General features: G+C 70.8%; 25 protein-coding genes, 3 tRNA genes and 2 pseudogenes. 21 read left to right on the top strand and 9 right to left on the bottom strand.

From position 1 onward, the window contains the following. The first annotated feature begins 306 nt into the window (after positions 1 to 306). The 4 genes and pseudogenes from ACGFIS_RS16355 to ACGFIS_RS16340 all read left to right on the top strand — a co-directional run bounded on the left by ACGFIS_RS16355 (position 307) and on the right by ACGFIS_RS16340 (position 3,354). The gene (locus ACGFIS_RS16355) at positions 307 to 678 is read left to right on the top strand and encodes an NADH-quinone oxidoreductase subunit A (protein ID WP_392905632.1); all 372 of its coding nucleotides are present in this window, start codon (positions 307 to 309) and stop codon (positions 676 to 678) included. 123 nt (positions 679 to 801) lie between these two features. After that, a pseudogene (locus ACGFIS_RS16350) lies at positions 802 to 1,233 on the top strand (NADH-quinone oxidoreductase subunit B); the annotation flags it as partial. A 515-nt stretch (positions 1,234 to 1,748) separates the two neighbouring features. Beyond that, positions 1,749 to 2,408, top strand: a complete 660-nt coding sequence (locus tag ACGFIS_RS16345) for an NADH-quinone oxidoreductase subunit C (RefSeq protein WP_392905630.1) — start codon at positions 1,749 to 1,751, stop codon at positions 2,406 to 2,408. Further along, positions 2,401 to 3,354 carry an NADH-quinone oxidoreductase subunit H gene (locus tag ACGFIS_RS16340; protein ID WP_392905628.1) on the top strand — a complete coding sequence of 318 codons (954 nt, stop codon included), beginning with the start codon at positions 2,401 to 2,403 and terminating at the stop codon, positions 3,352 to 3,354. The genes ACGFIS_RS16345 and ACGFIS_RS16340 overlap by 8 nt, the downstream gene beginning before the upstream one ends. A 7-nt stretch (positions 3,355 to 3,361) precedes the next feature. Here the strand turns inward: ACGFIS_RS16340 and ACGFIS_RS16335 are convergent, their stop codons facing one another. Continuing rightward, entirely contained in the window at positions 3,362 to 4,249 is an 888-nt protein-coding gene (locus ACGFIS_RS16335) for a ComEA family DNA-binding protein (RefSeq protein WP_392905626.1), read from the bottom strand. Positions 4,250 to 4,465: 216 nt separating this feature from the next. On the opposite strand from ACGFIS_RS16335, the gene ACGFIS_RS16330 reads away from it, so the two are divergent. The 7 genes and pseudogenes from ACGFIS_RS16330 (at position 4,466) to htpX (ending at position 11,719) form a co-directional block, all read left to right on the top strand. After that, positions 4,466 to 4,921 (top strand): 4Fe-4S binding protein, encoded by a 456-nt coding sequence (locus tag ACGFIS_RS16330; RefSeq protein WP_392905624.1) that lies wholly within the window; start codon positions 4,466 to 4,468, stop codon positions 4,919 to 4,921. Beyond that, a complete protein-coding gene (locus tag ACGFIS_RS16325) occupies positions 4,918 to 5,487 on the top strand; it encodes an NADH-quinone oxidoreductase subunit J (protein ID WP_392905621.1) in 570 nt (189 codons plus the stop codon). Before ACGFIS_RS16330 ends, ACGFIS_RS16325 begins: the two co-directional genes overlap by 4 nt. After that, positions 5,487 to 5,783 (top strand): annotated as a pseudogene (gene nuoK, locus ACGFIS_RS16320) (NADH-quinone oxidoreductase subunit NuoK); the annotation flags it as partial. The gene ACGFIS_RS16325 and the pseudogene nuoK, both read left to right, overlap by 1 nt. A 98-nt stretch (positions 5,784 to 5,881) precedes the next feature. Then, complete coding sequence (locus tag ACGFIS_RS16315; RefSeq protein ID WP_392971457.1) at positions 5,882 to 7,804, top strand: NADH-quinone oxidoreductase subunit L; 1,923 nt, start codon at positions 5,882 to 5,884, stop codon at positions 7,802 to 7,804. 5 nt (positions 7,805 to 7,809) lie between these two features. Then, a complete protein-coding gene (locus ACGFIS_RS16310; protein ID WP_392971583.1) occupies positions 7,810 to 9,309 on the top strand; it encodes a NuoM family protein in 1,500 nt (499 codons plus the stop codon). Continuing rightward, positions 9,309 to 10,799: an NADH-quinone oxidoreductase subunit N gene (locus ACGFIS_RS16305; RefSeq protein ID WP_392905616.1), complete on the top strand. Its 1,491-nt coding sequence runs from the start codon at positions 9,309 to 9,311 to the stop codon at positions 10,797 to 10,799. The genes ACGFIS_RS16310 and ACGFIS_RS16305 overlap by 1 nt, the downstream gene beginning before the upstream one ends. A 65-nt stretch (positions 10,800 to 10,864) precedes the next feature. Next, a complete protein-coding gene (gene htpX, locus ACGFIS_RS16300) occupies positions 10,865 to 11,719 on the top strand; it encodes a zinc metalloprotease HtpX (protein ID WP_392905613.1) in 855 nt (284 codons plus the stop codon). 131 nt (positions 11,720 to 11,850) lie between these two features. Here htpX and ACGFIS_RS16295 read toward each other — a convergent pair whose 3' ends face one another. Further along, positions 11,851 to 12,339 (bottom strand): YajQ family cyclic di-GMP-binding protein, encoded by a 489-nt coding sequence (locus ACGFIS_RS16295; RefSeq protein ID WP_392905610.1) that lies wholly within the window; start codon positions 12,337 to 12,339, stop codon positions 11,851 to 11,853. A 137-nt stretch (positions 12,340 to 12,476) separates the two neighbouring features. Between ACGFIS_RS16295 and ACGFIS_RS16290 the strand changes: the two genes are divergently transcribed. Beyond that, a tRNA-Tyr gene (locus ACGFIS_RS16290) sits at positions 12,477 to 12,558 on the top strand. Between the two features lie 586 nt (positions 12,559 to 13,144). On the opposite strand, the gene ACGFIS_RS16285 is transcribed toward ACGFIS_RS16290, so the two are convergent. Then, positions 13,145 to 14,011, bottom strand: a complete 867-nt coding sequence (locus ACGFIS_RS16285) for a hypothetical protein (RefSeq protein ID WP_392971454.1) — start codon at positions 14,009 to 14,011, stop codon at positions 13,145 to 13,147. A 477-nt stretch (positions 14,012 to 14,488) separates the two neighbouring features. Between ACGFIS_RS16285 and ACGFIS_RS16280 the strand changes: the two genes are divergently transcribed. Together ACGFIS_RS16280 and ACGFIS_RS16275 are read left to right on the top strand one after the other, a co-directional pair. Further along, complete coding sequence (locus tag ACGFIS_RS16280; protein WP_392905602.1) at positions 14,489 to 14,959, top strand: hypothetical protein; 471 nt, start codon at positions 14,489 to 14,491, stop codon at positions 14,957 to 14,959. 125 nt (positions 14,960 to 15,084) lie between these two features. Next, positions 15,085 to 15,714, top strand: coding sequence for a hypothetical protein (locus ACGFIS_RS16275; RefSeq protein WP_392971451.1), 630 nt, complete (start codon positions 15,085 to 15,087; stop codon positions 15,712 to 15,714). 486 nt (positions 15,715 to 16,200) lie between these two features. Here ACGFIS_RS16275 and ACGFIS_RS16270 read toward each other — a convergent pair whose 3' ends face one another. Genes ACGFIS_RS16270 through ACGFIS_RS16245 form a run of 6 tightly spaced genes read right to left on the bottom strand, consistent with a single transcriptional unit; the run spans position 16,201 to position 21,898 of the window. Beyond that, positions 16,201 to 17,778 carry a SpoIIE family protein phosphatase gene (locus ACGFIS_RS16270; RefSeq protein WP_392971448.1) on the bottom strand — a complete coding sequence of 526 codons (1,578 nt, stop codon included), beginning with the start codon at positions 17,776 to 17,778 and terminating at the stop codon, positions 16,201 to 16,203. Beyond that, positions 17,775 to 19,238, bottom strand: coding sequence for a sensor histidine kinase (locus tag ACGFIS_RS16265; RefSeq protein ID WP_392905595.1), 1,464 nt, complete (start codon positions 19,236 to 19,238; stop codon positions 17,775 to 17,777). The genes ACGFIS_RS16270 and ACGFIS_RS16265 overlap by 4 nt, the downstream gene beginning before the upstream one ends. A 5-nt stretch (positions 19,239 to 19,243) precedes the next feature. Beyond that, on the bottom strand, positions 19,244 to 20,305 hold the full coding sequence (locus ACGFIS_RS16260; RefSeq protein WP_392905593.1) for an ATP-binding protein: 1,062 nt from the start codon (positions 20,303 to 20,305) through the stop codon (positions 19,244 to 19,246). Next, complete coding sequence (locus ACGFIS_RS16255) at positions 20,293 to 20,703, bottom strand: ATP-binding protein (RefSeq protein WP_392905591.1); 411 nt, start codon at positions 20,701 to 20,703, stop codon at positions 20,293 to 20,295. The genes ACGFIS_RS16260 and ACGFIS_RS16255 overlap by 13 nt, the downstream gene beginning before the upstream one ends. Beyond that, on the bottom strand, positions 20,700 to 21,062 hold the full coding sequence (locus tag ACGFIS_RS16250; protein WP_392905588.1) for an STAS domain-containing protein: 363 nt from the start codon (positions 21,060 to 21,062) through the stop codon (positions 20,700 to 20,702). Before ACGFIS_RS16250 ends, ACGFIS_RS16255 begins: the two co-directional genes overlap by 4 nt. Next, positions 21,062 to 21,898, bottom strand: a complete 837-nt coding sequence (locus tag ACGFIS_RS16245; protein ID WP_392905586.1) for an STAS domain-containing protein — start codon at positions 21,896 to 21,898, stop codon at positions 21,062 to 21,064. The genes ACGFIS_RS16250 and ACGFIS_RS16245 overlap by 1 nt, the downstream gene beginning before the upstream one ends. A 290-nt stretch (positions 21,899 to 22,188) precedes the next feature. Between ACGFIS_RS16245 and ACGFIS_RS16240 the strand changes: the two genes are divergently transcribed. The 7 genes from ACGFIS_RS16240 to ACGFIS_RS16210 all read left to right on the top strand — a co-directional run bounded on the left by ACGFIS_RS16240 (position 22,189) and on the right by ACGFIS_RS16210 (position 26,120). Further along, the gene (locus ACGFIS_RS16240; protein WP_392905584.1) at positions 22,189 to 22,917 is read left to right on the top strand and encodes a hypothetical protein; all 729 of its coding nucleotides are present in this window, start codon (positions 22,189 to 22,191) and stop codon (positions 22,915 to 22,917) included. A gap of 43 nt (positions 22,918 to 22,960) precedes the next feature. After that, complete coding sequence (locus tag ACGFIS_RS16235; RefSeq protein WP_392971445.1) at positions 22,961 to 24,088, top strand: acyl-CoA dehydrogenase family protein; 1,128 nt, start codon at positions 22,961 to 22,963, stop codon at positions 24,086 to 24,088. 135 nt (positions 24,089 to 24,223) lie between these two features. Beyond that, positions 24,224 to 24,296: transfer RNA gene (locus tag ACGFIS_RS16230), tRNA-Thr, on the top strand. A 325-nt stretch (positions 24,297 to 24,621) separates the two neighbouring features. Next, positions 24,622 to 24,698 (top strand) — tRNA-Met (locus ACGFIS_RS16225). 116 nt (positions 24,699 to 24,814) lie between these two features. Continuing rightward, entirely contained in the window at positions 24,815 to 24,979 is a 165-nt protein-coding gene (gene rpmG, locus ACGFIS_RS16220) for a 50S ribosomal protein L33 (protein ID WP_026404241.1), read from the top strand. A 278-nt stretch (positions 24,980 to 25,257) separates the two neighbouring features. Beyond that, positions 25,258 to 25,695: a MaoC family dehydratase N-terminal domain-containing protein gene (locus tag ACGFIS_RS16215; RefSeq protein ID WP_392905580.1), complete on the top strand. Its 438-nt coding sequence runs from the start codon at positions 25,258 to 25,260 to the stop codon at positions 25,693 to 25,695. Continuing rightward, a complete protein-coding gene (locus tag ACGFIS_RS16210) occupies positions 25,695 to 26,120 on the top strand; it encodes a MaoC/PaaZ C-terminal domain-containing protein (RefSeq protein ID WP_392971442.1) in 426 nt (141 codons plus the stop codon). Before ACGFIS_RS16215 ends, ACGFIS_RS16210 begins: the two co-directional genes overlap by 1 nt. Positions 26,121 to 26,139: the final 19 nt, after the last annotated feature.

Here is a 26,139-nt window from a genome sequence, read left to right as displayed (position 1 = left end):
GCCGCCGAAACCGCCGGGCGGGGGCGGCCCGGGGGGCCCTGGCATGCCGGGGCCGGGCCCAGGCCCGCCCGGGCCTGCGGGCGGCGGCGGAGGCGGCCAGGACGCGCCGCCCGGGGATTCCCAGCCCGGAGGAGGCGGGGGGTTGCTCATCTGGTCACGTCCTTCCAGGTCAAACTGACCTCAATGCCAAGCCTAGTGTGCAGTAAAACCATGACATTGTGAGCCTCCGGGGTGGAGGTACAAGGTCACAGTTCTCCGGGTCCCTGGTGGGGGGATACTGGATGAGACGCGCGCGAGGAGGATTTGGTGCATAACTATTTCGACACATACGTCGTCGTGGTCGTACTGCTCCTCGTGGGTGCCGGGATCGTCGGCGGTGGGCTCGCCGCCAACCGGATGCTTCGTCCGAACCGCCCCACCGCAGAGAAACTGACCACCTACGAGTGCGGCGTCGACCCCGTCGGTGAGGGCTGGGCGCACTCGCACGTGCGCTACTACGTCTTCGCCTACCTCTATGTCGTGTTCGCCGTGGACGCCGTATTCCTGTTCCCCTGGGCAACGATCTTCTCCGCCCCCGGTTATGGTGCCACGACGCTCGGCGAGATGTTCGTCTTCCTGGCGTTCCTCGCGACCGGGCTCGCGTACGCGGGCAAGAAGGGCGTCCTGTCCTGGGTCTGACCGTCCCGGGTCCGGGGGCGGAACCGGGCCCGATCGCGCGGCCGGGCCCCTGGCCAGATCCCGCGGGGCTGTAACAATGCTCCCGTGGGCACTATCGATCTACCGCCGCCGAGCGTCGGGCCGCTGTCGCGGCTCGCTCCCAAGCCGATCAAGTTCGTGCTCAACTGGGGCCGCCGCTACTCGCTGTGGGTCTTCAACTTCGGCCTGGCCTGCTGCGCCATCGAGTTCATCGCGACGTCGATGGCCCGGCACGACTTCATGCGGCTCGGCGTCATCCCGTTCGCGCCCGGCCCCCGGCAGGCCGACCTCATGGTCGTCTCGGGCACGGTCAGCGACAAGATGGCGCCCGCGGTGCGCCGCCTGTACGAGCAGATGCCCGAGCCGAAGTACGTCATCTCGTTCGGTGCCTGCTCCAACTGCGGCGGGCCGTACTGGGACTCCTACTGCGTGACGAAGGGCGTCGACCAGATCATCCCGGTGGACGTCTACATCCCCGGCTGCCCGCCCCGTCCCGAGGCGCTGCTGCACGGCATCGTCCACCTGCAGGAGAAGATCGCCGCCGAGTCGCTCGGTGAGCGCTACAGCGGCGCGGAGCCGCTGACGCCGCCGCCCCCGCCGCGCCCGCTGACGGCGACGGTCCTGCGCCGCCCCCTCCAGCCGCCGCCCCCGCTGGACGAGGACGAGATGCTCGACGACTGGATGGACCCGGCGGACGAGGACGGCCGTCCCGAGGAGGACGCCGCGGCCGCCGGGACGGTTCACGAGGCGGGGCCGGAGGACGAGACGCGTCCCGTTCCGGTGGTCGGGGAGCCGCCCGTCGTCCATGCGGCCGACGATGTGACGCTGCCGGTCCCGGCCGTCGAGGACGAGGAGCCCACGCGCCCCGTCCCGACGGCCGGCGACGACGACGCCACGCGCCCCGCGCCGGCCGTCGGCGACGAGCTCGCACACGAGGACCCCGCGCCCGAGGACCCCGCACCGTCCCGCGGGCGTCGGCGAGGCGACCACGATCCGTCGATCATCCCGGGTCTGACCGACGACGGGCACGACGACGAGATCGGACGCGACCGGTGAGCGGTGAACCGGCGGGCGGCCGGGAACTGGCGGACGCCTGGACGGCCCGCTACGGCGACGAGATCAGCACCGAGGAGACGTTCGGCGGCCTCGCCGTCGGAGTGCCGCCGGAGCACTGGGTGGACGCGCTGACGTTCGCGCGCGACGAGCTGTCCTGCGGGTACTTCGACTGGCTGACCGGCGTGGACGAACTGGACGAGGGCTTCGCCGTCGTCGTCCACGTGTACTCCCTGGAACGCCGCCACCACCTGCTGGTCCGCACCCGCGTCCCGAGGCGGGCCCCCGTCCTGGCGACGGCCACGGGCGTGTACCGGGGAGCCGAGTGGCACGAGCGGGAAACGTCGGAGATGTTCGGCATCCTCTTCGAGGGCCACCCGAACCTGGTTCCGCTGCTGCTGCCGGACGGGTTCGAGGGGCATCCGCTCCGCAAGGACTTCGTGCTCGCCTCCCGCGTCGCGAAGCCCTGGCCGGGCGCCAAGGAACCGGGCGAGTCGGGCCACGGCGCGCCCAGCCGCCGCCGCGTCCGCCCGCCCGGGGTACCGGACGAGGGCGCTTGGGCGGCCGCGGCGGAGCGCCGGGGGAGCGAGGAGCGCCCAAGCGGCCCCTCACGGGGGCCTGGGCGGCGCCCCCCGGAAGGGCGGGGCCCCGATGCTTGAGATCGTCGTCAAGCTGGCGCTGGTCGCCGCCGCGTTCGCGCTGCTCCCGCTGCTGGTGGGCCAGGCCGAGCACAAGGTGATGGCGCACATGCAGGGCCGTCTCGGACCCATGTACGCGGGCGCCTTCCACGGTTGGGCGCAGCTCGTCGCGGACGGCGTGAAGTTCGCGCAGAAGGAGGACGTGGTCCCGCGCGACGCCGACCGGTGGGTGTTCAAGCTCGCCCCCGGCGTGGCGCTCGTCCCGTACCTGCTGGTCCTGCTGGTGATCCCGGTCGGGCCGGACGGGCAGGTCGCGCTCGACCTCGGGCCCGGGATCTTCTTCGCGCTCGCGGTGATGGGCGTCGGAGTGATCGGCGCGATCATGGCGGGCTGGGCGAGCGCGAACAAGTACTCGCTGCTCGGCGGGATGCGGGTCGCCGCGCAGCTGATGTCCTACGAGCTGCCGATGGTGTTCGCGGCGTCGTCGGTGGCGATGGCGGCGGGAACGCTGTCGCTGACGGGCATCGCGGAGGAGTGGCGCTGGTGGTGGCTGCCCTGGCAGGCGGTCGGCGGCGTGGTGTTCTTCGTCGCGGGACTCGCCGAACTGCGCCGTCCGCCCTTCGACATGCCGGTCGCCGACTCCGAGATCATCTTCGGCCCGTACACGGAGTACGGCGGGCTGCGGTTCGCGCTGTTCCTCCTGGCCGAGTACGCCGGGATCGTGGTGCTGTGCGCGCTGACGACCGTGCTGTTCCTGGGCGGCTGGAAGGGCCCGTTCCTCGACACGGAGCTGGGCTGGCTCTGGACGCTGCTCAAGGTGGGCGCACTGGCGTTCTGCGTCATCTGGCTGCGGGTCAGCTACCCGCGGATGCGCGAGGACCAGCTGCAGAAGCTCGCCTGGGCCTGGCTCGTCCCGCTGTCGCTGGCGCAGCTCGCGCTGACGGGCGTCCTCAAGGTCGCGCTGTAGGACGGCGTCAGGTCAGGAAGATCGTGTATTCGGCCATCTGCGGGAGGGCGTCCGGCGGGATGTCGGCGTCCACCGCCATCTCCTCGGCGGACATGAAGCCGCCCTGCTCGCCGCGGCGGCTGACGACGCGCTCCACCATCGCGGGCGTCATGCCGGGCAGTGCGGCGAGGATCTCCGGCGACGCGTGGTTGACGTCCACGAGACCGCCGTCGTCATAGGTGCGGGGCACGTCGGGACGGCCGATGCGCAACTCGCGGGCGAGCGCCGGGTCCTCGGCGGCGAGCGTGCGGGCCTCCTCGCGCAGCGTCCGCCGGTACTTGGCGACCTCGATGGCGTACTGGTTGCGGCGGTTGCGCGGGACCTCGCGGGGGAACACGGACGACCGGACGGCGAACGCGTGCCCGGTGCCCGCGATCCACAGCAAGATCGCCATGAACGTGCCGAGAACGGCGAAGACCGGGTTGCCGACCTGCAGCATGGACACGACGGCGGCGGTGCCAGCGCCGTATCCGGCGGCGGTGGCGCCGAGGCCCCATGACCCGCGCCGGATGGCCGCGTAGAGGAACGAGAACGGCGTCCCGTAGCCGAGGGTGACGAACGGCACGACCGCCCACAGGACGCCGCGTGTTGTCTCCGCCACAGGGAGGGGCGGCGGCGGGACGGGCGGCGGCGGGGCGGGGACGGGCGGAACCGGGGGACCGGGGTACGCGGGGCGCCAGCCGGGCGGCCCGTACGTCCGCGGTGAGGGCGTGTGGGGGCCGGGCGCCTGGACACCGGGCGGGTAGGCGCCGGGCCCGTTCCCGCCGGACGTGCCGCCGCCCGCCGGGTGGCCGGTCTGGGGGCCCTGATGGCGGCCGGGCTCGGAACCGTAAGGGCGATCACCGTGATGATTCACATGCCCTCCTTGCCGGCGAACGTGCCGTCGACCATGCCGCCGACCTCGCGGTCCACACCCTGTAGGACGGATACGGAGCCCGCTGCGTTCCCCCGGCGGCGTTCGTACGCAATCATGGGGCGCGTGGGACGGCTACCAGGAGGCGGGCTGGCCAAGGGGCTGGCGGTCACGTTGCGAACGATGACGCGGCGTTCCATAACGCGTCAATACCCCGAAGTGCAACCTGACCTGCCCCCGCGCAGCAGGGGCGTCATCGCGCTCTTCGAGGAGAACTGCACGGTCTGCATGCTGTGCGCCCGTGAATGCCCCGACTGGTGCATCTACATCGACTCGCACAAGGAGACCCTCCCCGCCGAGGGCGGCGGACGCCCCCGGACCCGCAACGTCCTCGACCGGTTCGCCATCGATTTCGCGCTGTGCATGTACTGCGGCATCTGCATCGAGGTCTGCCCGTTCGACGCGCTGTTCTGGACGCCCGAGTTCGAGTACGCCGAGTACGACATCGCGGAACTGACGCACGAAAAGGAGCGGCTCCGGGAGTGGATGTGGACGGTTCCGCCGCCGCAGGCCCACGACCCGTCCGCGGAGCCGCCGAAGGAAGTGGGCGCGGCGGAGAAGGCGGCGGAGCGGGCGGCCCGCACCTCGCGCACACCGCCGGGGCCGGGCGCATGAGCGGCCAGGAGATCGTGTTCACGCTGCTCGGCGTCGTCGCCGTCGGGTCCGCGGTCCTGGTGGTGACGACGCGGCGGCTCGTCCACGCGGCGCTGTGGCTGGTGGTGTCGTTCGGTGCGCTCGCCGGCGGCTACCTGGTCCTCACCGCGGAGTTCGTCGCCTGGGTGCAGGTGCTGATCTACGTCGGCGCGATCGTCGTGCTGCTGCTGTTCGGGATCATGCTGACCCGGGCGCCGATCGGGGAGTCCGCCGACCTGGACTCCGGCAACCGGTGGGCCGCGGCGGCCGTCGCCGTCGCCACCGCGGCCGTCCTCGTGACGGTGATGGTCATGGGGTTCGGCGACGAGCGCATGCCGCTGCGCGAGGGCGGCGGATCGGCGGAGGCGCTCGGCGCGAGCGTGTTCCAGACGTGGGTGCTGCCGTTCGAGATCCTGTCGGTGCTGCTGCTGGCGTCCCTGGTCGGCGCGATCGTCCTGTCGCGTTCGGACATCCGCGTACGTCCTGAGCCCGGGGCGCGGGACCGGGACGGGGCGGACCAGGCGGACGCCAAGGAGGACGGGATCTGATGCATCTCGCCTACCCGACGATCGTCGCCGCGCTGCTGTTCTCCGTCGGCGTGTACGGGGTGCTGGCCCGCCGCAACGCGATCCTCGTCCTGATGTCGGTCGAGCTGATGCTGAACGCGGTGAACCTGAACCTCGTCACGTTCGACGTCTGGTACCGGGACCGCCTGCACGGCGGGCAGGTCCTCACGCTGTTCACCATCGTGATCGCGGCGGCGGAGATCGGGCTGGGCCTGGCGATCGTCCTGCTGGTGTTCCGGAACCGGCAGAGCGTCGACGTCGACCGGCTCCGCGCCCTGTCGGAGCGCGAAACGAGCCCGGCCGAACCTGGCGCCGCGCCTGAGGAAGCCGCGCCCGGCAAGGCGGAGCGGGCCGGGGCGGTCGAGGAGGCCGCCCCGTGATCTGGCTCGCCTCGCTGGTGGCGCTGCCACCGTTCCTCGCCGCGTTCGCCGGGATGCTGTTCGGCCCGTCCCTGACGCGCCTGCTCGGCGCACGCCCCGGCTCCCGGCCGGCGCCGCTCCGCAACGGGCCCGCGCTCATCGCGTGCGCGCCGATCGCGGTGTCGTTCGTCCTCTCGGCGATCGTCGCGTTCGCCGTGTGGCGCGACCCCGGCGAGCGGACGGGCATGCGCACGCTGATCGACACCGGTTCGGTGCCGATCCGGGTCGGGCTGCAGGTGGACGGGCTGTCCGCCGTCATCGCGCTCATGGTCTGCTGCGTGGCGCTCGCCGTCCAGGTGTACTCGATCGCCTACATGGACGGCGCCCATGGCGACGGGGACCGCCGGTACTCCTCCTACGCCGCGTTCATCTCCCTCTTCACGGCCGCGATGCTGCTGGTCGTCTACGCCGGCGACCTTCTCGTCCTGTACGCGGGCTGGGAGGTCATGGGCATCTGCTCGTACTTCCTGATCGGCCACCACTGGGAGGACCGGGCGAACTCGCGGGCGGCGGTCAAGGCGTTCCTCGTCACGCGGCTCGGCGACGTCGGCTTCCTGATCGGCGTGATCGTCCTCGGCGCCGGCGCCGGGACGTTCGACATCTCCGCGATCGTCGCGTCCGCGCCGGATCTGCCCGGCGCGACCGTCACGGCGGCGGCGCTGCTGCTGCTCGCCGGCGTCGCCGGCAAGAGCGCGCAGTTCCCGCTGCACACCTGGCTGCCGGACGCGATGGCGGGCCCCACGCCGATCAGCGCGCTGATCCACGCGGCCACGATGGTCGCGGCGGGCGTGTACGTCGTCGCCCGCCTGTACGGGGTGTTCGTCGCGGCCCCGAGCGCGCTCGCCGTCCTCGGCGTCATCGCGGTCGTCTCCATGATCGGCTCCGCGTGCGCGGCGCTCGCCCAGGACGACCTGAAACGCGTGCTCGCATACTCGACGATCAGCCAGCTCGCCGTGATGGCCGCCGGGCTCGCGGTCGGCGCGAAGTCCGCGGCGGTCTTCCACCTGCTCACGCACGGCGCGTTCAAGGCGCTGCTGTTCCTCGCCGCCGGATGCGTCATCGTGACGGCGGGGTCGACCATGCTGGCGCACTACGGCGGGCTCCGGCGCGGCATGCCGATCACGTTCCTGTCGATGACGGCCGGTCTGGCGGCGCTCGCGGGCGTCCCGCCGTTCAGCGGCTGGTTCAGCAAGGACTCCATCATCGAAGCCGCCCAGCATTCGGCGCTGCACGGCGGCGAGTCGGCCCCCTTCCCCGCGCCGAGCGCCGCCCACACCGTCGACGTGCCCATCGGCATCGCGTGGCTGGTCTATCTCGGGCTGCTGGTCACGGTCGCGCTGACGGCGGCCTATGCGATGCGCACGTGGTTGATGACCTTCTTCGGCGAGCCGCGCGGCACCTACGAGATCCGGGACCCGTCGCGTCTCATGTCGTGGACGGTCGCGTCCCTGGCCGTGCCAGCCGCGATCCTCGGCTTCTTCGGGCTCGGCGCCTCCGAACTGCGTCCGCACCCGGGCGCGTCGCTGCTGGGCGTCTTGCTGCTGGTGGTCGGGGCGGGGGCGGCCTTCCTGGTGTGGAACCGTGACCCGGCACTGGATCCTGCGCGCGCGCTCGGCCCGGCACGTCGCGTGTTCGCGCGCGCCTTCTTCGTGGACGAGCTGTACGCGATCGCCGTCGTCCGGCCCGTCAAGGCGCTGGCGCGTCACGTCGTCGCGTTCGACAAGGCGGGCGTGGACGCCGCCGTCATCGGGGCCGGACGCGGTGCGCGGCGCCTCGCCGGGATCCTCCGCGTCCCGCAGAACGGCAACGCGCAGTCGTACCTGACCGGCCTCCTCGCCGGCGTCGTCGTCATCGTGGCCGGGGTGGTGATCTTCCTTTGATCTTCGTGCTGATGATGGCGATCCCGCTGCTCGGGGCGCTGACGATGCTCGTCCCGGCGAACCGGTTCCTGCGCACCGACCTCGCAGTCCGCGCCTTCGGGACCGCGGTGTCCGGCGCGACGCTGCTCGTGGCGATCTCCGCGATGACCGCCTTCGACTTCGGCGCCACGTCCCGGATGCAGCTCGAAACCGACCGGGAATGGGCGTCCGCGATCGGGCTGCGGTTCCACCTCGGCGTCGACGGGATCTCGCTGCCGCTGGTCGTGCTGACCGCGCTGCTGACGTTCCTGTGCTTCCTCTACACGCTGCGGCACCCGCCGGAAGGCGGCCGGATCCGGCTGCTCACCGCGCTCCTGCTCGTCCTCGAAGTCGGGATGCTCGGCACGTTCACCGCCCTCGACCTCGTGCTGTTCTTCGTGTTCTTCGAGACCGTCCTGATCCCCATGTACGTGGTGATCATGCTGTGGGGCGGGACGGGACGCCGCGCCGCCGCCTACAAGTTCATCCTCTACACGCTGCTCGGCTCCGGGCTCCTCCTCGCCGGGATGCTCCTCGTCGGCGCCACCGCGGGCACCCTCGACATGACCGAACTGGCCGCCCGGCACGGGTCCGGCCTGACGCGCGGCATCCAGATCACGGCGTTCGCCCTGATGGGCATCGGTTTCGCGGTGAAGGCACCGATGTGGCCGCTGCACACCTGGCTGCCCGACGCGCACACCGAGGCCCCGACCGTCGGGTCCGTCCTGCTCGCCGGGGTGCTGCTGAAGATGGGCACCTACGGCCTCATCCGCGTGGCATTGCCGCTTGCCCCCGAAGGCGCGGAGTTCTGGGCGCCGTGGCTCGGCCTTCTCGCCGTCATCGGCATCATCTACGGCGCGCTCGCCTGCCTCGCCCAGCGCGACCTCAAACGGATGATCGCGTACTCGTCCGTCGGGCACATGGGCTTCGTGCTGCTCGGCATCGCGACCCTCACCCCCGTCGGCGTCAACGCCGCGCTGTTCGGCAACATCGCCCACGGCCTGATCACCAGCCTGCTGTTCTTCCTCGCCGGGGCGGTCAAGGAACGCTGGGGGACCACCGACATGGACGCCCTCGGCGGCGGGATGCTCGGCACGTCCCCCCGCCTCGCGTCGATCCTCACGTTCGCGTCCGTCGCCTCGCTCGGGCTGCCGGGGCTCGCCGGCTTCTGGGGCGAGATGCTCGCGCTGCTCGGCGCGTACCGGCCGCACGCCGGCCTGCCGCGCGAGACGTTCGTCACGTTCATGGCCGTCGCGGCGCTCGGCGCGGCGCTCACCGCCGCCTACTTCCTGCGCATGCTCTCGAAGATCACCCACGGCCCGGCCGACGGCGCCGCCGTGGCGCGCCGCCCTGCCGCGGCGGTCTCCCTGCAGGAGTACGCCGCGTGGGCGCCGCTGATCGCGCTCACGCTCCTGGTCGGCCTGTGGCCGAAGACCCTGCTGGACGTGACCACCGGACCCGTCCGCGCCCTGTTCGGAGGCGGCTGATGATCCAGAGCATCGACTACGCGGCGGTCGCACCGCCGCTGATCCTCGCCATCGCCGCGATCGGGCTGCTGCTCGCCGACGCCTTCGACGCGCCCCGCCGCCTCCTGGGGCTGCTCAGCGGCGGCTCCCTCGCCGCCGCGCTCATCGCCGTCATCGCGCTCGCCGCCGGCGACCGCCGCACCACGTTCTGCCTCCCGGACCGCCTGCGCGGCGACGGCCCCGCCTCCTGCTCCTACGTCGCCGACGACTTCACGCTCCTGTTCCAGGGGATCGTCCTCGGCGCCGCCGTGGTCGTCGTCCTGCTCTCCCTCCAGGAGATCACCGACTCCGAGATGCCCGCCGGCGAGTACCACTTCCTGCTGCTCGCCGCCGTCATCGGCGCCCTGACCCTCGTCGCCGCCCGCGACCTCGTCCTCCTCGTCGTCGCGCTGGAGACCCTCTCCCTGCCGGTGTTCGCGCTCACCGCCCTGCGCCGCTACGACGGGACGGCGTCCGAGGCAGCGCTGAAACTGTTCCTCGTCTCCGTCGTCTCCACCGCGCTCATGCTGTTCGGGGTCAGCCTCCTGTACGGCGCGACCGGCGCCATGCACCTCGACCGCATCGCCCCCGCCCTGTCGGACCTCCCCGCGGACCTCGACCCGGTCGCCGCCGCCGGGTCCGTCCTCGTCCTCGCCGGGTTCGCGTTCAAGGTCGCCGCCGTCCCGTTCCACTTCTGGGCACCGGACGTCTACCAGGGCTCCCCGCTGCCCGTCGCGGCGTTCCTGTCCGTCGTCTCCAAGGCCGCCGGGTTCGCCGGGCTGGTCATCGTCCTCGCCGTCGGGCTCCCCGCGTACGGGCACGTGTGGGGCCCGGTCATCGCCGTCCTGGCCGCGATCACGATGACGCTCGGCAACCTCGTCGCCCTCCGGCAGCGGACCGCGATCCGGTTGCTGGCCTGGTCGTCGGTCGCCCAGTCCGGGTACATGCTCGCGCCCCTCGCCGTCGGCGCGAACCGGCTCCCCGAAGCCGCCGCCGCGACCACCGCGTACGTCGCCCTCTACGCCGTCATGAACCTCGGCGCGTTCGCCGTCGTGATCGGCTTCCGCCGCCGCGCCCCCGGCCGGCTCAGCCCGTCCTGGGACACTCTCGACGACTACCGCGGCCTCGCCCGCCGCAGCCCGGCCGTCGCCACCGCCCTCGCCTTCTTCCTCATCTGCCTCGCCGGCCTGCCCCCGGGCGTCATGGGCCTGTTCGCCAAGGTCGTCGTGTTCCGCGCCACCGTCGCGGGCGGCGTCACCTGGCTCGCCGTCGTCATGGCGATCAACACGGTGATCGGCCTGTACTACTACCTCATGTGGGCGGCGCGGCTGTTCACGCCCGCACCCGGGCCGTCCTACGACGCCGCGCCCGGCCTGCCCGTCCGCGCCGCCATCACCGCCACCGCCGCCGGCGCCCTGGTGCTGTCGGCCGCCCCGCAGATCGTCCTGCAGACGGTGACTCAGGCCACCTGAGCGGGAACGTTCACCCAGGTCAAACCGTTGATGTTCATGCCGGAGTCGACGGGGAGGCAACGGAAGTGCAGTTCAACGGCGTCAAGACCGCAGCGCTGATCGCCACGCTGTCGGCATTGATGCTCGCCGCCGGTTACGTCATCGGCGGCGGCACCGGGCTGACGATCGCGCTTGTCATCGCGCTCGGCACCAACGGAGTCGCCTACGTGTTCAGCGACCGGATCGCGCTGCGCTCCATGCGCGCCCACCCGGTCAGCGAGGTCGAGGCACCCCGGCTCTACCGGCTCGTCCGCGAACTCGCGACCTCGGCGCACCAGCCCATGCCGCGCCTGTACGTCTCCGAAACGCGCCAGCCCAACGCGTTCGCCACCGGACGCAGCCCCCGCAACGCCGCCGTCTGCTGCACCCGCGGCATCCTGCAGATGCTGGACGAACGGGAACTACGCGCCGTCCTCGGCCACGAACTGTCCCACGTCTACAACCGCGACATTCTCATCTCGTCCGTCGCCGCCGCCATCGCCACCGTCATCACGTACCTGTCCTACCTGGCGATCTTCATCCCGGGCGGCCGCTCCGAGGACGACGACGGCCCCGGCCTCCTCGGCGCCCTCATGCTGCTCGTCCTCGGCCCCGTCGCCGCCGCCGTCGTGCAGATGGCGATCAGCCGCACCCGCGAGTACTCCGCCGACGCCGCCGGCGCCCTCCTCACCGGCGACCCGCTCGCCCTCGCCTCCGCCCTCCGCAAGATCGATGTCGGCACCCGCACGATGCCGCTGCCCCAGGACCCCGAACTCGCCACCACCAGCTCCCTGATGATCGCCAACCCGTTCGCCGGCGCCGGAATCGGCAGGCTGTTCTCCACCCACCCCCCGGTCGCCGACCGGATCGCCCGCCTGGAACGCATGGCCGGCCGCCGCTAGAGCACCGACCTGTCCACCCTCGCTCGCACCTTGGACGAATCCGACTGAACCATTCCGGAAGCCGCCGCGTCATAACACCGAACGCGCCGGCCCCTTCTGCGGGGGATGGGGCCGGCGCGCTCCCAACGTGACTACCGGTAGTTGACGAACTGCAGCGCCACATCAAGGTCCTTGCCCTTGAGCAGCGTGATCACGTCCTGGAGATCGTCCTTCTTCTTCGAGCTGACCCGCAGCTCGTCCCCCTGGATCTGGGCCTTGACACCCTTTGGCCCCTCATCCCGGATGATCTTTCCGATCTTCTTCGCGTCGTCTTGGGCGATGCCCTCCTTGAGGCCCACGCCCAGCTTGTGCACCTTCCCCGACAGCTTCGGCTCACCCGCGTCGATCGCCTTCAGCGAGATCCCCCGCTTCACGAGCTTGTCCTTCAGCACATCGAGTACCGCGTTCGCCCGCTCCTCCGTGTTCGCCTGGATCTCGATCGACTCACCCGACCACTTGATCCCCGCGTCCACGTTCCGGAAGTCGAACCGGTTGGCCACCTCCTTGGCGGCCTGGTTCAGCGCGTTGTCGACCTCTTGCCGGTCGAGCTTGCTGACGATGTCGAACGAGGAATCAGCCATGCCACACACATCCCCTCAGCAGCAGCTTCTTGATCAGAGAGCGTAGCGACTCCCCCGATCACGACCGTCCACCTCGATGTCACACCCACTCCCACGGTCCGCTATTCTTTCCAGTGCCGTCGCGCAAGCGACGCCACGGCGGGTTGCCCGAGTGGCCAATGGGAGCGGACTGTAAATCCGTCGGCTTAGCCTACCCAGGTTCGAATCCTGGACCCGCCACACCAGCTATAACAGCCCCTGACCAGGCATGACCCGGCCGGGGGCTGTTCTCGTTGTGTCCGGCTGTCTCTGATCGTTAACGGCGTCCTACGGGTGGCTGTGCCGAATACGTGCCGAAGTTCTAAGGCGTCTTCGGCCTGGTCGCTTCACTGATCCGGCGCTTAGCATCCTCCTCCTGACCGGCAACGCACTTGGCGTAGACGTGGAGGAGGGACGGCCACGCTGTGCCCCGCCCACTCGGCCACCTGGGCGGAGGTACGCCGGCGCCGAAGCAGGTCGACACGGCCGCGTGCCGGAGGTCGTACGGCGTCTTGCCGGCGGCGAGGCCGCTTCCCACTCGCTCAGCGCCTTCTCGCGGGCCTTGCCAGGCGCCGAGGTATGTCCGGTCGGTCATGATCCCGCCGCGCGGCCCGACGAACAGCCGGCCCCCGGCCGGAATGCCGAACTCCTTGATGGTGGCGCAGCAGCGTGACGAGTTCCGGATGGATCGGCACGGGCTGGGTCTCGCCGGGCGCCCGATGCTTGGGAGGCTGCCTGTCGCGCGCTTTGCCGCCGTCCGTCCACCGGGAGCCGCTAACCGAAGTCTTCAGCGTGGGAGACGTTGATACATCGGGAGCATCGTTTCGAGTCGAGCCGCGAGTTGCGGGCGGCCGAGGTCTCGGTAGGCGCGGGCCCAGAGGGGGTGCAGGTAGGCGAACCGGTCGTGGTCGTCATGGAACGCGTCGGTGAGCTCTAGCAGGGCGGTTGCCGGGAATCCCGCGTCCAGCAGTCGGTCGGCGTGGGCGAGGATCTCTTCCAGCCCCCCGCCGGAGTACACGTAGCTGCGGTCGGTGAACGCGTCGGCGGGGGCCAGCACGCCGACTCCGGACCCGTTCACGTCGGGCTCGTGTTTCCACCCGGCCGGGACCTCGAATTCAAGGGGCACGACCGCGTCGGAACCGTCTGGGTTGATGCCGTGTTCCGGGGCGGGTTGGATGTCGAGTTCGACGGCGAGGCGGGCGATGAGGGAGCGGTCGTCGTCTCGGAGGTTCTGTTTGCGGAGGCCGAGCGAGAGCATCCACTCCAGACCGGCGCGGGTGTCCCTGCCGATGATGCGCGCGCCGGGCTCCTGGCCGAAGAGGGCGGTGGGATGATCGGTCCCGTGCAGTTCCGGGGCGGGCACGACCCATCCGACGCAGGTGCCGGTGCCCAGGTGGCCGAACTGCATCAACTCGGGTGTGGCCCACAAGGGCACATGCGGCACGTGGTCCTGTCGCACTTCCGCGGTTTTCCAGCCGTCGGGTGCGCCGGGAGCGGCTTCCAGGTCGAACATGAAGTCGTAGTGGGTTATCAGGAGGCCCTCGTCGTACATGTCTTCGTCGATGAAGGCGTGCTCCCAGGCGATGTCGACCAGCTTGGCGAGCGCGGGCGGCGTGGGAAACGGGAACAGGTCGTCAACCCAGGGCGGGGGCACAGTCACAACCATGGAGTTTCCCGCGACCCGGTTACCGCCGCAAGCGGTTCGGGCAACGCCCACCATGCAGCCCCTGCCCAGCTCAGCAGTCCGTGCTGTACAGCAGAGAAGTACAGCAACAGCAGCGCACAGAGGCTTGCGCGATCTGCCAGCGCCACACGTCACGACCTCGGCAGGGCGTCAAAAGTCCATGATCGCCGATGGTTCGCATCGAGGTGGTACGGCGTTCTGGCGAAGTCGGCTGGGCGAGCGCGAAGCGGGAACCTCCCCGCATGCGCACGGAACCGTTGGGCGGTTCGGCAGGCCCAGGAGCGGCGTCCCGGACGTCGACCGGCGGGCTCACGAAGTTGTGCCGTAAGGGGCCGACCGAGCGAATCAGGCATGGGGGAGCGTCACGGCCTTCCGCCCGCGTGCAAAAATCTGTCGATCTTGAATCCAGCCCCCGGAGTTCTCGTGCGTCCACATTCTGTCGCAGCCTTGACCGTGCTGGCTCTCACTCTGGCCGCGTGCCAGGGCGAGGCGAAGCCCCAGGCCGTCCCCTCGTCCTCGGCTCCGCCCGCTTCGTCCGCCCCGACGGCTCCCGCCACCGCGTCCTCTGCTCCGCCCGCCCCGACGGCCACCGCGCCGTCCGTCTCCGCCGATTCACCGAAGCCTGCACGGACCAGGCCGAAGACGGTCGGACCGCGAACGCATTGCGGAGAGGTCAAGGCGGCCAACGGTGAGCTTCTCGCGGCCGGTGTTCTCAGCGGCCGGACGACGTGCGCGACGGTGCTGACCGTCTTCCGCGCCTACTTCGCGCCGGGCACGGCCAAGCAGGGCTCCGCGGGTGTGGCCACCGTCAGCGGCTGGCGCTGTGCCAGCAACAGCGCCGCACAGTCCAGCGCCAGCGGCCGTGCCTCCACCTGCCGCAAGGGCTCCACAACGATCACGGCCGACGTGATCCCCTGATCTGACGTCTCACCAGGGGAGAGGCAGAAATGGCATGTGGCCGGTGCAATACGCAACTTTCGCATCGTCGAACCGGCCTTCGGAATACATGAGCCGGACCCGTGGACTACGCGAATATCACGATCATGACGGATGACGACGTGCCCGACCACCAGGTTCTCTACGTCGACCCGGACTGGCTGGATGATCCCGATGCCTACGAGGGTCCTGAGGTCGACACCGATGACCAGCCCGACTTCCCCTCGGGCATTCACGCGGTCGCCGCCTCGACCGACATGAGGGTGATCGTCTGGCGGACCGACGACATGGCCGAGGTTTGGTCCGCCGGATCCGACGCCGCCTGGGGGAACCCACCGGAACCGCACCGATCGGAGGATGGCCGCCCCAGCGGCCTGTTCACCTCGGTCACGTTCAGCGGCGACGGCCGCCGGGTCGCCGCGGTGGGCGGTAGCCCCTGGGTACCCGAGCCCGTGGAAGCCCCCGCCGAACGTCTTGTCGTGGCCGAGGCCGCAACGGGTGAGATCGTGTTCGCGGCGACCATCCCGATCAGGGGCGCTGCCCTGCTGGATCACGCCGGGACGACCGTGACCCACCTCGGCGCGAATGACGACATCCTCGTCCGCGACCTCCCCTCGGGCATGGAGAGTGCGGAACTGCTCGCGGCGGCATTCACACCCGACGGTCGCGCGCTGGTCACCGCGGATTCCGAGACGAGGGTCGTCGCCTGGGTCCTCGACGGCCGCGCTGAGCGGTGACCCGCACCCCTTCCGCTCTTGAAACGGCCCCTGAAGGAGTTTGAATCCGTCAGGGGCCGGTTCAGGAGGGGTGTCAGCCCCTGCGGGCGGGGAGGATGCGCTTCACGGCCAGGCCGGCGGAGACCAGGGTGAACAGGGCCAGGCCGATCCAGACGGCCTGGAGCACGAGCCACGGCGAGGCCGCGGCCGCACCGCCGAAGCCCGCGGCGACGCCGCCGATGGGAGGGGTGTTGTAGACGACCTACCATTTCCTTTCTTTGCGCCAGGCCGCCTGCCAGAAGGCGCGGGCGAGAGCAGTTGCCGTCCCCAGTAGGGGCGGGTGATCGGCGTCCAGCCGTAGTCCAGGAGGTTCTCCAGAGCGCCGCGCTTCCAGCGCAGCCGCTGCTGGGACAGCTCTCAGCCTGTCCGAACCTGGACGCGCAGGCGTCATGCGCACCCATAGAGACGCGTCCCGTCATGCGACGGGGAAGGCCGGGATCGACGTGCTCAGGGGGAGCGGCGCAGGACGATGAGGGCGACGTCGTCCTCGCGGTGGCCGAACTCGGAGATGAGGCGGTCGCTGAACGTCTCCAGGTCGTCGTCGACGGGGACGGCGATGGCGCGCAGCCGTTCCAGATTGTCGGACAGGGGGATGCCGCGGTCCTCGATCAGCCCATCGGTGATCAGCACCACCGTGCCGCCCGGCGGAACCTCGGTCTCCTCGATCGCCACCCGGTCGGCGGGGAAGCCGAGCAGCACCCCGCCGCCCGCGCCGTAGTGGGCCCGACCGTCGTTGATGAACAGCGGCGCGAGGTGACCCGAGCTGGCGACCTGCACGGCCCCGGTGCGCGGGTCCAGGGTCATCAGGCACATCGTGGCGGTCTGGTCGTCGTGGTAGCGCAGCATGACGCCGTTCAGGAGCCGGAGGATCGTGATGGCGTCGTGGCCTTCGCCGGCGAAGGCGCGCAGCGCGTGCCGGATCTCCGCCATCACCGTGGCCGCGTACAGCGAATGTCCCTGCACGTCGCCGATGGCGACCAGTACGTGGTCGCCGCGGTCGAGGACCTCGTAGAAGTCGCCGCCCACCTCGGCCTGCTCGCTGGCGGGCTCGTAGCGGACCGAGAACGTCCAGCCGGGAATGGACGGGTGCACCGACGGGAGCAGGCTGCGCTGCAGCGTCAGCGAGATCAGGCGCTGCTCGGTGATGGATCGCAGCGCACCCATCGCCAGCGCGAGCGCCTGCCCGAGCTGGCGCAGCACGATGAGGTCCACGTCGTCCGGCTCGCCGCGGGCCTCGATGCCGATGCAGACCGGCGGGGCGGCGCGTTTGGAACGCGACATCACGACGGCGACGTCACCGTGGGCGACCGCGTCGGGCAGCACGGACTTCCACCGCCCCGCCGTCACGAGGGCGAGGCCGGTTCCGGACTCGTCGCCGAGTTGCACCAGGTCGGGCAGCTGGTCGAACACCCCGGCCGGGGTCGGGCGCTGCTCGGTACGGCCGTCCAGGTTGACCGCCCGCCGGGGACGGCCGTCCGGGGGCAGAACGAGAACGGACGCGGGCTCCCCGAAGATCTCGAAGGCGCCGCGCGCGGCGACCATCGTGAGCTCCTCGAAGGTGTCGGCGGCGTTGATGGCGAGGGACGTGCGAGTGAACGCGGCCATCCGCTCGGCCATCCGCTCGGCCCGTATCCGCGCCCGGGAGTAGCGCAGGACCGACTCGACCGTCGCGAGGAACTCCTCCGGGTCGATCGGGTCGGTCAGGTAGGCGTCGGCGCCGTGCCGCAGCCCGCGCGTGCGGTCGATGGACTTCACGGCCCAGGCCGAGATCTGGATGACGGGCAGGGACGAGGTCTCCGGGTCCGCCTTGAGCTGCGCGCTCACCTCGATGCCGCTCACGTCCGGCAGCTTGACGTCCAGAACGATCAGGTTCACGTCGTGTTCGGCGAGCCGCTCCCAGGCCTCCGCGGCGGTGGTGGCGTCCACGACGGTGTGCCCCGCACGCCGCAGCCAGCTGCCGATGATGTACCGCTTGGTGTCGTTGTCGTCGACGACCAGCGTGGTGCAAGGCTCCACGTCCGTCATCGGTCCTCCCCTGCCTGCGGTTCCCTTTCCTGCTCGGCGCCGCGGCCGCCCGGCCCGGGCCCGGAGGGCGGGGCATCGCCGCGTCCGCCATCGGCCTCGCCGTCGTGGCCGGGTTCCGCCGGGAGGCGTTCCAGCGGCAGCCGCAGCGTGGCCGTCGTGCCTTCGCCGACGATGCTGTCCAGGGTGAGCTCACCGCCGAGCAGCCGCGCGAGGCGCCGGGAGTAGGGGAGGCCGAGCCCCGTCCCCTCTGTCCTGTACCCGGGCACCTGGTAGAACTCCTCGAAGACCCGTTCCAGTTCGGCGGTCGGGATGCCCCTGCCGGTGTCGGTCACGACGAACTCCACATGGTGCGGCGTGGACCGGACGGTCAGCCGCACCTCGCCCGCCTCGGTGAACTTCAACCCGTTCCCCACCAGGTTGCGCAGCAGCCGTGTCAGCAACACCTCGTCGGTGACCAGGACGGGCGGGGCGCCGGCCGTGTCCACGGTCAGCGTCGGGCCGGCCCGTTCCGCCATGGGCGCCATGAGCGCGGACAGCTGGTCCACCAGTGCGCGCGTGTTCACCGTGGACGGCTGCGGCTCCAGGTGGCCCCGCTCGGCCTTGGCCATGTCCAGCAGCTCGTTCACCATGTCGAGCAGGGTCTTGGCGGTGTCGTCGATCAGTGAGATCTGGCGCCGCTGCTCTTCGCTGAGGGGCTCCGCGGCCGGATCGAGCAGCAGCCGGGCGAGGCCGATGATCGAGTTGACGGGGGTGCGCAGCTCGTGGCTGATGGACGCCCAGAACCGGTTCTTGGTCTCGCCGGCCTCGCGGAGCTGGTCGCTCTTCTCATCCAGATCCGCGTACAGCGCCACGACTCCGCGGTTGGTCTTGTCCAGCTCCTCGGAAAGCTCCGCGTAGAGCGCCATCACACCGTGGTTGGTCTCCTCCAGCTCGGCGTTGAGGTACCGGAGCTCCTCGCGTTGCCGCCGGGCTTCCTCAAGCGCCTCGATCAGCCCGGCGTTCTGCGTGTGCAGCTCCTCCAGCGCCGTGACGGGTTGCAGCCGCCAGAGCCGGGTCCGCAGCTCCTCCAGTTCGGCGCCGGTGATGTCGGCGAAGGTCGCCGGCAGGCTCTTGCGGGCCCGGACGTGGAAGAGGTCTCCTCCGCCGTCCTCCTCGACCAGATCCATGAGACGGGCGGCGGCGGAGACGCCTTCCCCGCCGATGTCCGTGCCGGGGGGCGGCGGCGCGAAGCCGAACTCGATCACAAGGTCGGGGTTCCCGTCCCGGTCCAGCAGGAACGCGGCCGAGACCGTGCCGAAACGGGTGAACAGCTCCCGGGCGAGTTCGCTGAGCGCGGTGGCGACCCTGACCTGGTCGTGGGCGGCGAGGTGCAGCGCCGCCGCGACCTGGCGGCCGGCCTGCCGGACGGCGAAGACGCCCGCCACGTCGGCGATCTCGATGTGCACCAGGGCGTCGCGCACGGGGCTCACCCCGCCTCGGACGTGGTCACCGCGAGCACGCAGCGGTCGTCATGGCGCACCCCGGCGTCGCGGAGCACGGTCGCCGCGGTCAGGATCGGGTCGCGGCCGGCCAGGGTGGACAGGCCGGCGGCGTCCCACCGGCTGGTCAGGCCGTCGGAGTGCATCACCACGGCCGCCCCCGGCGGCAGTTCGTAGACCTGCTCCCGGAAGCGGGTGTGCGTGCCGGCGATGCCGGGCACCGAGATCATTCCGGTCCGGCGGTCCGGCTGGAGGATCCACCCGGCGATGTTGCCGAGGCCGGCGAAACGCACCCGGCCGGCGTCCGGTTCGATCACCGCGACGGCGACGGCGGCGCCCCGGGTCGGACGCAGCCGGTGGTGGACGTGCCCGAGTATCTCGGCGGGGCGCGCGGGCAGCGCGGTGTCGCGCAGCGCGCGCACGGCCTCCTGCGCGGCGCGTGCCGCCAGCGGGCCGTGCCCGAGGCCGTCGCAGAGCATCGCGTACACGGTGCCGTCCGCCGCGGTCGCCGCGTAGGCATCGCCGCACTCCCGCTCGCCGTCCATCGGACGGGTCAGCCCGGCGAACGCCGGCTCGGGCTCGGGCCGCCGGGCCGCCCCGCGGACCGCGTCCGGCTGCCGGAACCGGGCGAACAGCGTGGTCCCGACCCCGGGCAGCGAAGACAGGCCGCTGCTGTCGGCGAGCCGCTCGATCGAACCGAGCCCGAGGCCCAGCGTCCCGGTGGTCGAGTACCCGCCGAGGCGCGAGCGGGTCAGGTCGGCGATGCCGGGGCCGTGGTCGATGCTGACGATCTCCAGGGCGGCGGACGTCCCGCTCCGGACGATCCGCACCAGCATCTCGCCCCGCTCGGCGTGCTTGACGAGGTTCGTGGCGGCCTCCGTGGCCGCGAGCTGGACCTGGCCGAGCCGTTCCCCGGCGAACCCGAGCCGCCTGGCGAGCGCGGTGATCTCCCGCCGCGCGCCGGCGGCGGCGCTGTCCTCCTCCGCCCGGAACCACCGCGACTCGTCCGCGGTGGGGCTGGCCGTCCAGGCGGCGGTCAGCGGATCCATTTGATCAACACCACCGTCGTGCCCTCACCGGGCCGGGACTCCAGTTCGAACTCGTCCGCGAGCCGGCGGGCGCCGGGCAGGCCGAGCCCCAGGCCGTCCCCGGTGCTCCAGCCCTCGGTCATGGCCCGTTCCATGTCGGCGATGCCGGGCCCTTCGTCGGTGAAGACGATGCGGAGACCGGTCTGGCCGCGGGGGCCGACGGCCTGCTCGATGCGTGCCGAGCCGCCCGCGCCGTGCACCAGCGTGTTGCGGGCCAGCTCACTGGCCGCGGTGACGATCTTGGTCTGGTCGACCAGGGACAACCCGGCCGCGGAGGCCGCCGTGCGGACCATCCGCCGTACGCGGACCACGTCGTCGTTGGAGGCGATGGGGATCTCGCCGGCGGGCGGGGTGGTCACCGGCCGTCCAGCGACGCCTCGAGCAGCCGCATCCCCTGGTCCAGGTCCAGGGCGGTGCGGACGCCGTTCAGGGACAGCCCCAGCTCCACCAGCGTGATCGCGACGGCGGGACGCATCCCGACCACTACCGTCGCGGCGTCCATCAGCCGCGACATCGAGGCGATGGTGGAGAACGTCCGGCCTATGTACGAGTCGACGATGTCGACCGCGGAGATATCGATGATCACACCGCGGGCTCCGGTCCGGACGATCTCCTCGGCGAGCTCCTCCTGCAGCCTGAGGACGGTCTGATCCTCCAGGTCGATCTGGATCGACACCAGCAGGAACCGCCCGAGCTTGAGGATCGGCACCTGATCCATCACGCGTCCGTCCCGCTGAGGACGCGCAGGCCGCTGCCCCGCAGCGCGTGGCCGAGCGCGTCGGCCAGGGTCGCCTTGGTGACGATGTCACCGAACTCGATGCCGAGCGCCGCGATCGTGTGCGCGATCTGTGGCCGGATGCCCGAGATGATGCACTCGGCGCCCATCAGCCGTGCCGCCATCACCGTCTTCAGCAGGTGCTGGGCGACCTCGGTGTCGACCGCCGCCACCCCGGTGATGTCGATCACGGCGTACCGCGAGCTCGTGTCGGCGAGCATCTGCAGCAACGTCTCCATGACGACCTGGGTACGGGCCGAGTCCAGGGTGCCGACCAGCGGTACCCCGAGGATCCCGTCCCACAGCTTCACCACCGGCGTGGACAGCTCCAGCAGCTGCTCGGCCTGGTCGGTGATGACCTGCTCGCGTGCGTTGGCGTACGCCTCGAAGGTCGCCAGCCCCAGGTCGTCGATGTAGCCGGAGAACTCGATGAACTCGGCGTAGGCTCCGTCCCCGCCCGACGCTTCGAGCTGCTCGTGGACGGCCCGCTTGAGCGAGAACACGCCGACCGCGGTCTCGGTGGGGTTGAAGCCCTGGCGGGCCCGGCTGCGGGAGATCTCCGCGAGGGCCGCGCGCAGTTCGCCGCCCGCGGTGTCGTCGTCCTCGCTGAAGGTGCGCTCGACCAGGCCGTACAGCTCGGTCAGCTCCGTTCGGACCTCGCGCTCGGTGACGCGGCCGCGTATCCCCTCGATGACCAGCTGCACCCAGCGGTCGAGCACGGTGTCGCGCCGTGAGCGCAGCAGGTCCGGGAGGAGCATCTCGCCTGTCTCGCCGCTCATCGTGAATGCTCCCATCTGGTGCCGGGTTCGCCGGTGTGTGTGGTCGTACGGGCGTTTTTTCCGTGATGTCGAGAATGTCGTGATGCAACGTTAACCGGCGATCTCGAGCTGAGACGTCCGATCCCACACTCGAGTCGATCACGTCCACCGGCGCCGTGGTCCCTCGCCGGCGGCCTGCCCCTGTTCCTTCCCAGGTCGCGCGCTCCGATGTGGACCGGGGTGAGGTTTTGGTCTATCGCTCACCGGCTGGGCGATTCAGGGGTAAACCTGCATCTGTGCAGGTGAGTTATGTGAGTGAGGCCACCCCGGGGCGGGAGAACGAGGACTTCGTGGCGGCGGGACCCGGATGGGTCGTGCTGCTGGACGGGGCGACCGCGCCGGCGGGGGTGGACAGCGGGTGCCGGCACGACCCGGCATGGCTGGTGCGCAGGCTCGGCGGAGGGATCGCGGCACTGCTGGCGCTGGAGAACGGCAAGCCGCTGCCCGACCTCGTGGCGGAGGCGATCAAGGTGACGGGGGAGGCCCACGCCGGGGCGTGCGATCTGGAGAACCCCGACAGCCCGTCCGCGACGGTGTCCCTCCTGCGGCGCCGCGGCGAGGCGGTGGAGTGGTTCGTCCTGGCCGATTCGCCGATCGTGATGGACGTGGGCGAGGTGCGGGTCTTCCGGGACGACCGCGTCGATCACCTTCCCAGCTACACGCTGGAGGGCGTCCGGAAGTCGCGCAACAGCCCCGGCGGGTTCTGGGTGGCGAGCACGAAACCGGAGGCGGCCTACGAGGGGCTGACCGGTGAGGTGCCGGTCAGGGGACTCACACGGGCGGCGGTGCTGAGCGACGGCGCGTCCAGGCTGGTCGAGCGGTTCGGGCGGATGGGGTGGGGCGACCTCCTCCGGCTGCTCGACGAGGAGGGTCCGCGGGAACTGGTGAGAAGGACCAGGGAGGCGGAGGCGTCGGCGTCGGCGACCGGGGCGCGTGGCAAGCGCCACGACGACGCCACCGCGGTACTGGTCCGCTTCTGACTTGACGCAGCGCCATCCTGGAATCTGATTCTAGAATGAGGGCATGGAGTCTCAGGATTTCGCCGACGTGCTCAAGGCCGTCCGCAGCTTCGTCCGCGACCAGGTGATCCCCCGCGAGGAGGAGATCGAGGAGACCGACGAGATACCGGAGGCGCTGCGGCGCACGTCCCGGGACATGGGCCTGTTCGGGTACGCGCTGCCCGAGCAGTACGGCGGCCTCGGGCTCTCGGTGAGCGAGGAGGTGCGGCTGGTCTTCGAGATCGGCTACGCCAGCCCCGCGTTCCGCTCCATGTTCGGCACCAGCAACGGCATCGCCGGGCAGGTCCTCGTCAACGCCGGGACGGACGCGCAGCGCGACACCTGGCTGCCGAAGCTCGCGTCCGGCGAGGTCGTCGGCGCCTTCGCGCTCACCGAGGCCGAGGCCGGCTCCGATCCCAGCACCCTCACCACGACCGCGGCCCGCGACGGCGACGACTACGTGATCAACGGCGCGAAGCGGTTCATCACCAACGCCCCCGAGGCCGACGTCTTCATGGTCTTCGCCAGGACGGGCGGCGCCGGCTCCCGGGGAATCTCCACGTTCCTCGTCGAGAAGGGCGCCGGCGGCCTCAAGATCGGACCGTCCGACCACAAGATGGGCGAGCGCGGCGCCCACACCGCCGAGGTCTTCTTCGACGGCGTGCGCGTCCCCGCCGGCAACATGGTCGGGACGGAGGGAACCGGCTTCCGCACCGCCATGGCGTCCCTCGCCCACGGGCGCGTCAGCATCGCCGCCGTCTGCGTGGGTCTCGCCCAGAGAATCCTGGACGAGACCGTCGCGTACGCGAAGGAACGCAGCCAGGGCGGCAAGACCATCGGCGAACACCAGCTCATCCAAGGGCTCATCGCCGACTCGCAGGCGGAGTTGTACGCGGGACGCTCGATGGTCCTGGAGGCGGCCCGCGCCTACGACGCGGGCGAGGACACCAAGCTCGGACCGTCCTGCGCCAAGTACTTCTGCTCCGAAATGGTCGGACGCGTCGCCGACCGTGCCGTGCAGGTCTACGGCGGCATGGGCTACATGCGCGGCGTCGCCGTCGAACGCTTCTACCGGGACGTCAGGCTGTTCCGCATCTACGAGGGCACGAGCCAGATCCAGCAACTCGTCATCGCCCGCAACCTACTGCGCTGACCAGCGACGAAACCGTCCGCCCGGCGTGGGTCGCACCACACCGGGCGGGCGCGCTCCAAGCCCACAACGCAGCGCCTTAACGAGTTCGCAAGTGCCCCCGACTCCGTGTATGGTTTCACTGCGCGAACGACGCAGGCCCCTTTAGCTCAGTCGGCAGAGCGTCTCCATGGTAAGGAGAAGGTCTACGGTTCGATTCCGTAAAGGGGCTCAGCAGTTTCAGAGGCCGTCCCGGCAGGACCGGGGCGGCCTTCGTCGTCGCCGGGCCCGCCCACCACGGGCTGGCCCACCACGGGTAAGCCCACCACGGGCCGGGCGCCGGCGGCGGATATCTGATTCGCTCCATTCAGGGCGCTGTGGTAGCGTCCCATCGGTCCCAGTAGGACGTTTCGCAGGTCATCGGCGCACCCGTCGACCTGGGGGACGGTCCGGCGGGGCCTTCGGAGCCGATTCCCCGATCATGATCCGGGTTATCGTGTTTCCAGGGCTCGGTGAGCATCCGGTATCCTTGCATTCCGGTCCACACCGACCATCGCGGCGGGGTAGCTCAGTCAGGCAGAGCAAGCGGCTCATAATCGCTGTGTCGCCGGTTCAAGTCCGGCCCTCGCTACCACCCATGTCTCTCACCTCCGCACCGGGGGTGAGCAGGCTGGGTCGAATCGCCGGTCGTCCTCCCCGGGCGGCCGAGGTCCGAAGTCCAATGTCCCCAGCTCAGAAAGGCACTCCATCGTGGCTGCCACCGACGTCCGGCCGAAGATCACGCTGGCCTGCCAGGAGTGCAAGCACCGCAACTACATCACGCGGAAGAACCGGCGCAACGACCCGGACCGCCTGGAGATCAAGAAGTACTGCCCCAACTGCCGGACCCACCGTCCGCACCGGGAAACCCGCTAGCAACGCCCGGACGGAGAAGTACTGCCCGCTGCGCTTCCGCACGGGGCCAGGACCCACCGTCCGCACCGGGAAACCCGCAGTTGAGCGCGCCGCCGAGGCCCGTGAAACGGCTGCTTCTCCGCACGCTTGCCCTAACGTGATCAGCCCGTCCTCGCCAGTGAGACCCGCGAGGGCGGGCTGAACGTCGTTCTGTTAGCGTCCGTCCGAGACGGAACCGGCGGGTGCCCAGGCGGCACCCGGGCACCGACACCCTGTTCGACCTGGAGGGACGGGATTGCATGGCACTCAACCGTGATTTCATCGGGCGGAGCTTCCCGCCCACCGAGCCGTACGAGGTCAGCCGGGTGAAGATCCGCGAGTTCGCGGACGCGATCGGCGACCGCAACCCGGTCTACCGCGACCAGGAGGCGGCGAAGGCGGCCGGGCACCCCGACATCATCGCGCCGCCGACCTTCCCGATCGTCGTCTCCCTCGGCAACCCCGCGCTCGCCGACCCCGACCTCGGGCTGAACTACGCGATGGTCGTGCACGGCGAGCAGCGGTTCGAGTACACCCGCCCGATCCGCGCCGGCGACGTCGTGGCCTGCACCTCGACGGTCACCGAGATCAAGTCGATCGGCAACAACGAGAAGATGGTCATCGAGACGGACGTCAAGACCATCGAGGGCGAACTGATCTGCAAGACCTACAACACGATCGTGGAGCGGGGGGCCTGATGACCGCGAAGGTGAACTACGCCGACGTCGAGGTCGGCACCGAGATCCCCGTGCAGACGTACGCGGTCGACCGCGCGAACCTCGTCATGTACGCGGGCGCGTCCGGCGACTTCAACCCCATCCACTGGCGCGAGTCCACCGCGAAGGCCGTCGGCCTGCCGGACGTCATCGCGCACGGCATGTACACGATGGCGCAGGGCGGCCGGTTCGTCACCGACTGGGCCGGCGACCCGGGCGCCGTGGTGGACTACGGGGTACGGTTCTCCTCACCGGTCGTCGTCCCCGACGTGGGCGGCGCGACCCTGGAGATCAGCGGCAAGGTGGAGGAGAAGCTCGACGACAACAAGGTCGTCGTCGCGCTCACCGCCAAGTCCGCCGACCAGAAGGTGCTCACGCGCGCCAAGGCGGTCGTCAAGCTCGCCTGAACCGCGCCGAGGCGACGCA

Source organism: Spirillospora sp. NPDC048824 (genome assembly GCF_043198455.1).
Taxonomy (GTDB): Bacteria; Actinomycetota; Actinomycetes; order Streptosporangiales; family Streptosporangiaceae; genus Spirillospora.
This window is presented reverse-complemented; position numbering and strand designations above follow the sequence as displayed.

Bases quoted from the DNA above. Each gene is read 5' to 3' on its own strand.
- ACGFIS_RS16340 (WP_392905628.1), top strand. From the start codon at position 2,401: ATGCTTGAGATCGTCGTCAAGCTGGCGCTGGTCGCCGCCGCGTTCGCG.
- ACGFIS_RS16325 (WP_392905621.1), top strand. From the start codon at position 4,918: ATGAGCGGCCAGGAGATCGTGTTCACGCTGCTCGGCGTCGTCGCCGTC.
- ACGFIS_RS16305 (WP_392905616.1), top strand. From the start codon at position 9,309: ATGATCCAGAGCATCGACTACGCGGCGGTCGCACCGCCGCTGATCCTC.
- ACGFIS_RS16295 (WP_392905610.1), bottom strand. From the start codon at position 12,339: ATGGCTGATTCCTCGTTCGACATCGTCAGCAAGCTCGACCGGCAAGAG.
- ACGFIS_RS16275 (WP_392971451.1), top strand. From the start codon at position 15,085: ATGACGGATGACGACGTGCCCGACCACCAGGTTCTCTACGTCGACCCG.
- ACGFIS_RS16270 (WP_392971448.1), bottom strand. From the start codon at position 17,778: ATGACGGACGTGGAGCCTTGCACCACGCTGGTCGTCGACGACAACGAC.
- ACGFIS_RS16260 (WP_392905593.1), bottom strand. From the start codon at position 20,305: ATGGATCCGCTGACCGCCGCCTGGACGGCCAGCCCCACCGCGGACGAG.
- ACGFIS_RS16250 (WP_392905588.1), bottom strand. From the start codon at position 21,062: ATGGATCAGGTGCCGATCCTCAAGCTCGGGCGGTTCCTGCTGGTGTCG.
- ACGFIS_RS16245 (WP_392905586.1), bottom strand. From the start codon at position 21,898: ATGAGCGGCGAGACAGGCGAGATGCTCCTCCCGGACCTGCTGCGCTCA.
- ACGFIS_RS16235 (WP_392971445.1), top strand. From the start codon at position 22,961: ATGGAGTCTCAGGATTTCGCCGACGTGCTCAAGGCCGTCCGCAGCTTC.
- ACGFIS_RS16215 (WP_392905580.1), top strand. From the start codon at position 25,258: ATGGCACTCAACCGTGATTTCATCGGGCGGAGCTTCCCGCCCACCGAG.
- ACGFIS_RS16210 (WP_392971442.1), top strand. From the start codon at position 25,695: ATGACCGCGAAGGTGAACTACGCCGACGTCGAGGTCGGCACCGAGATC.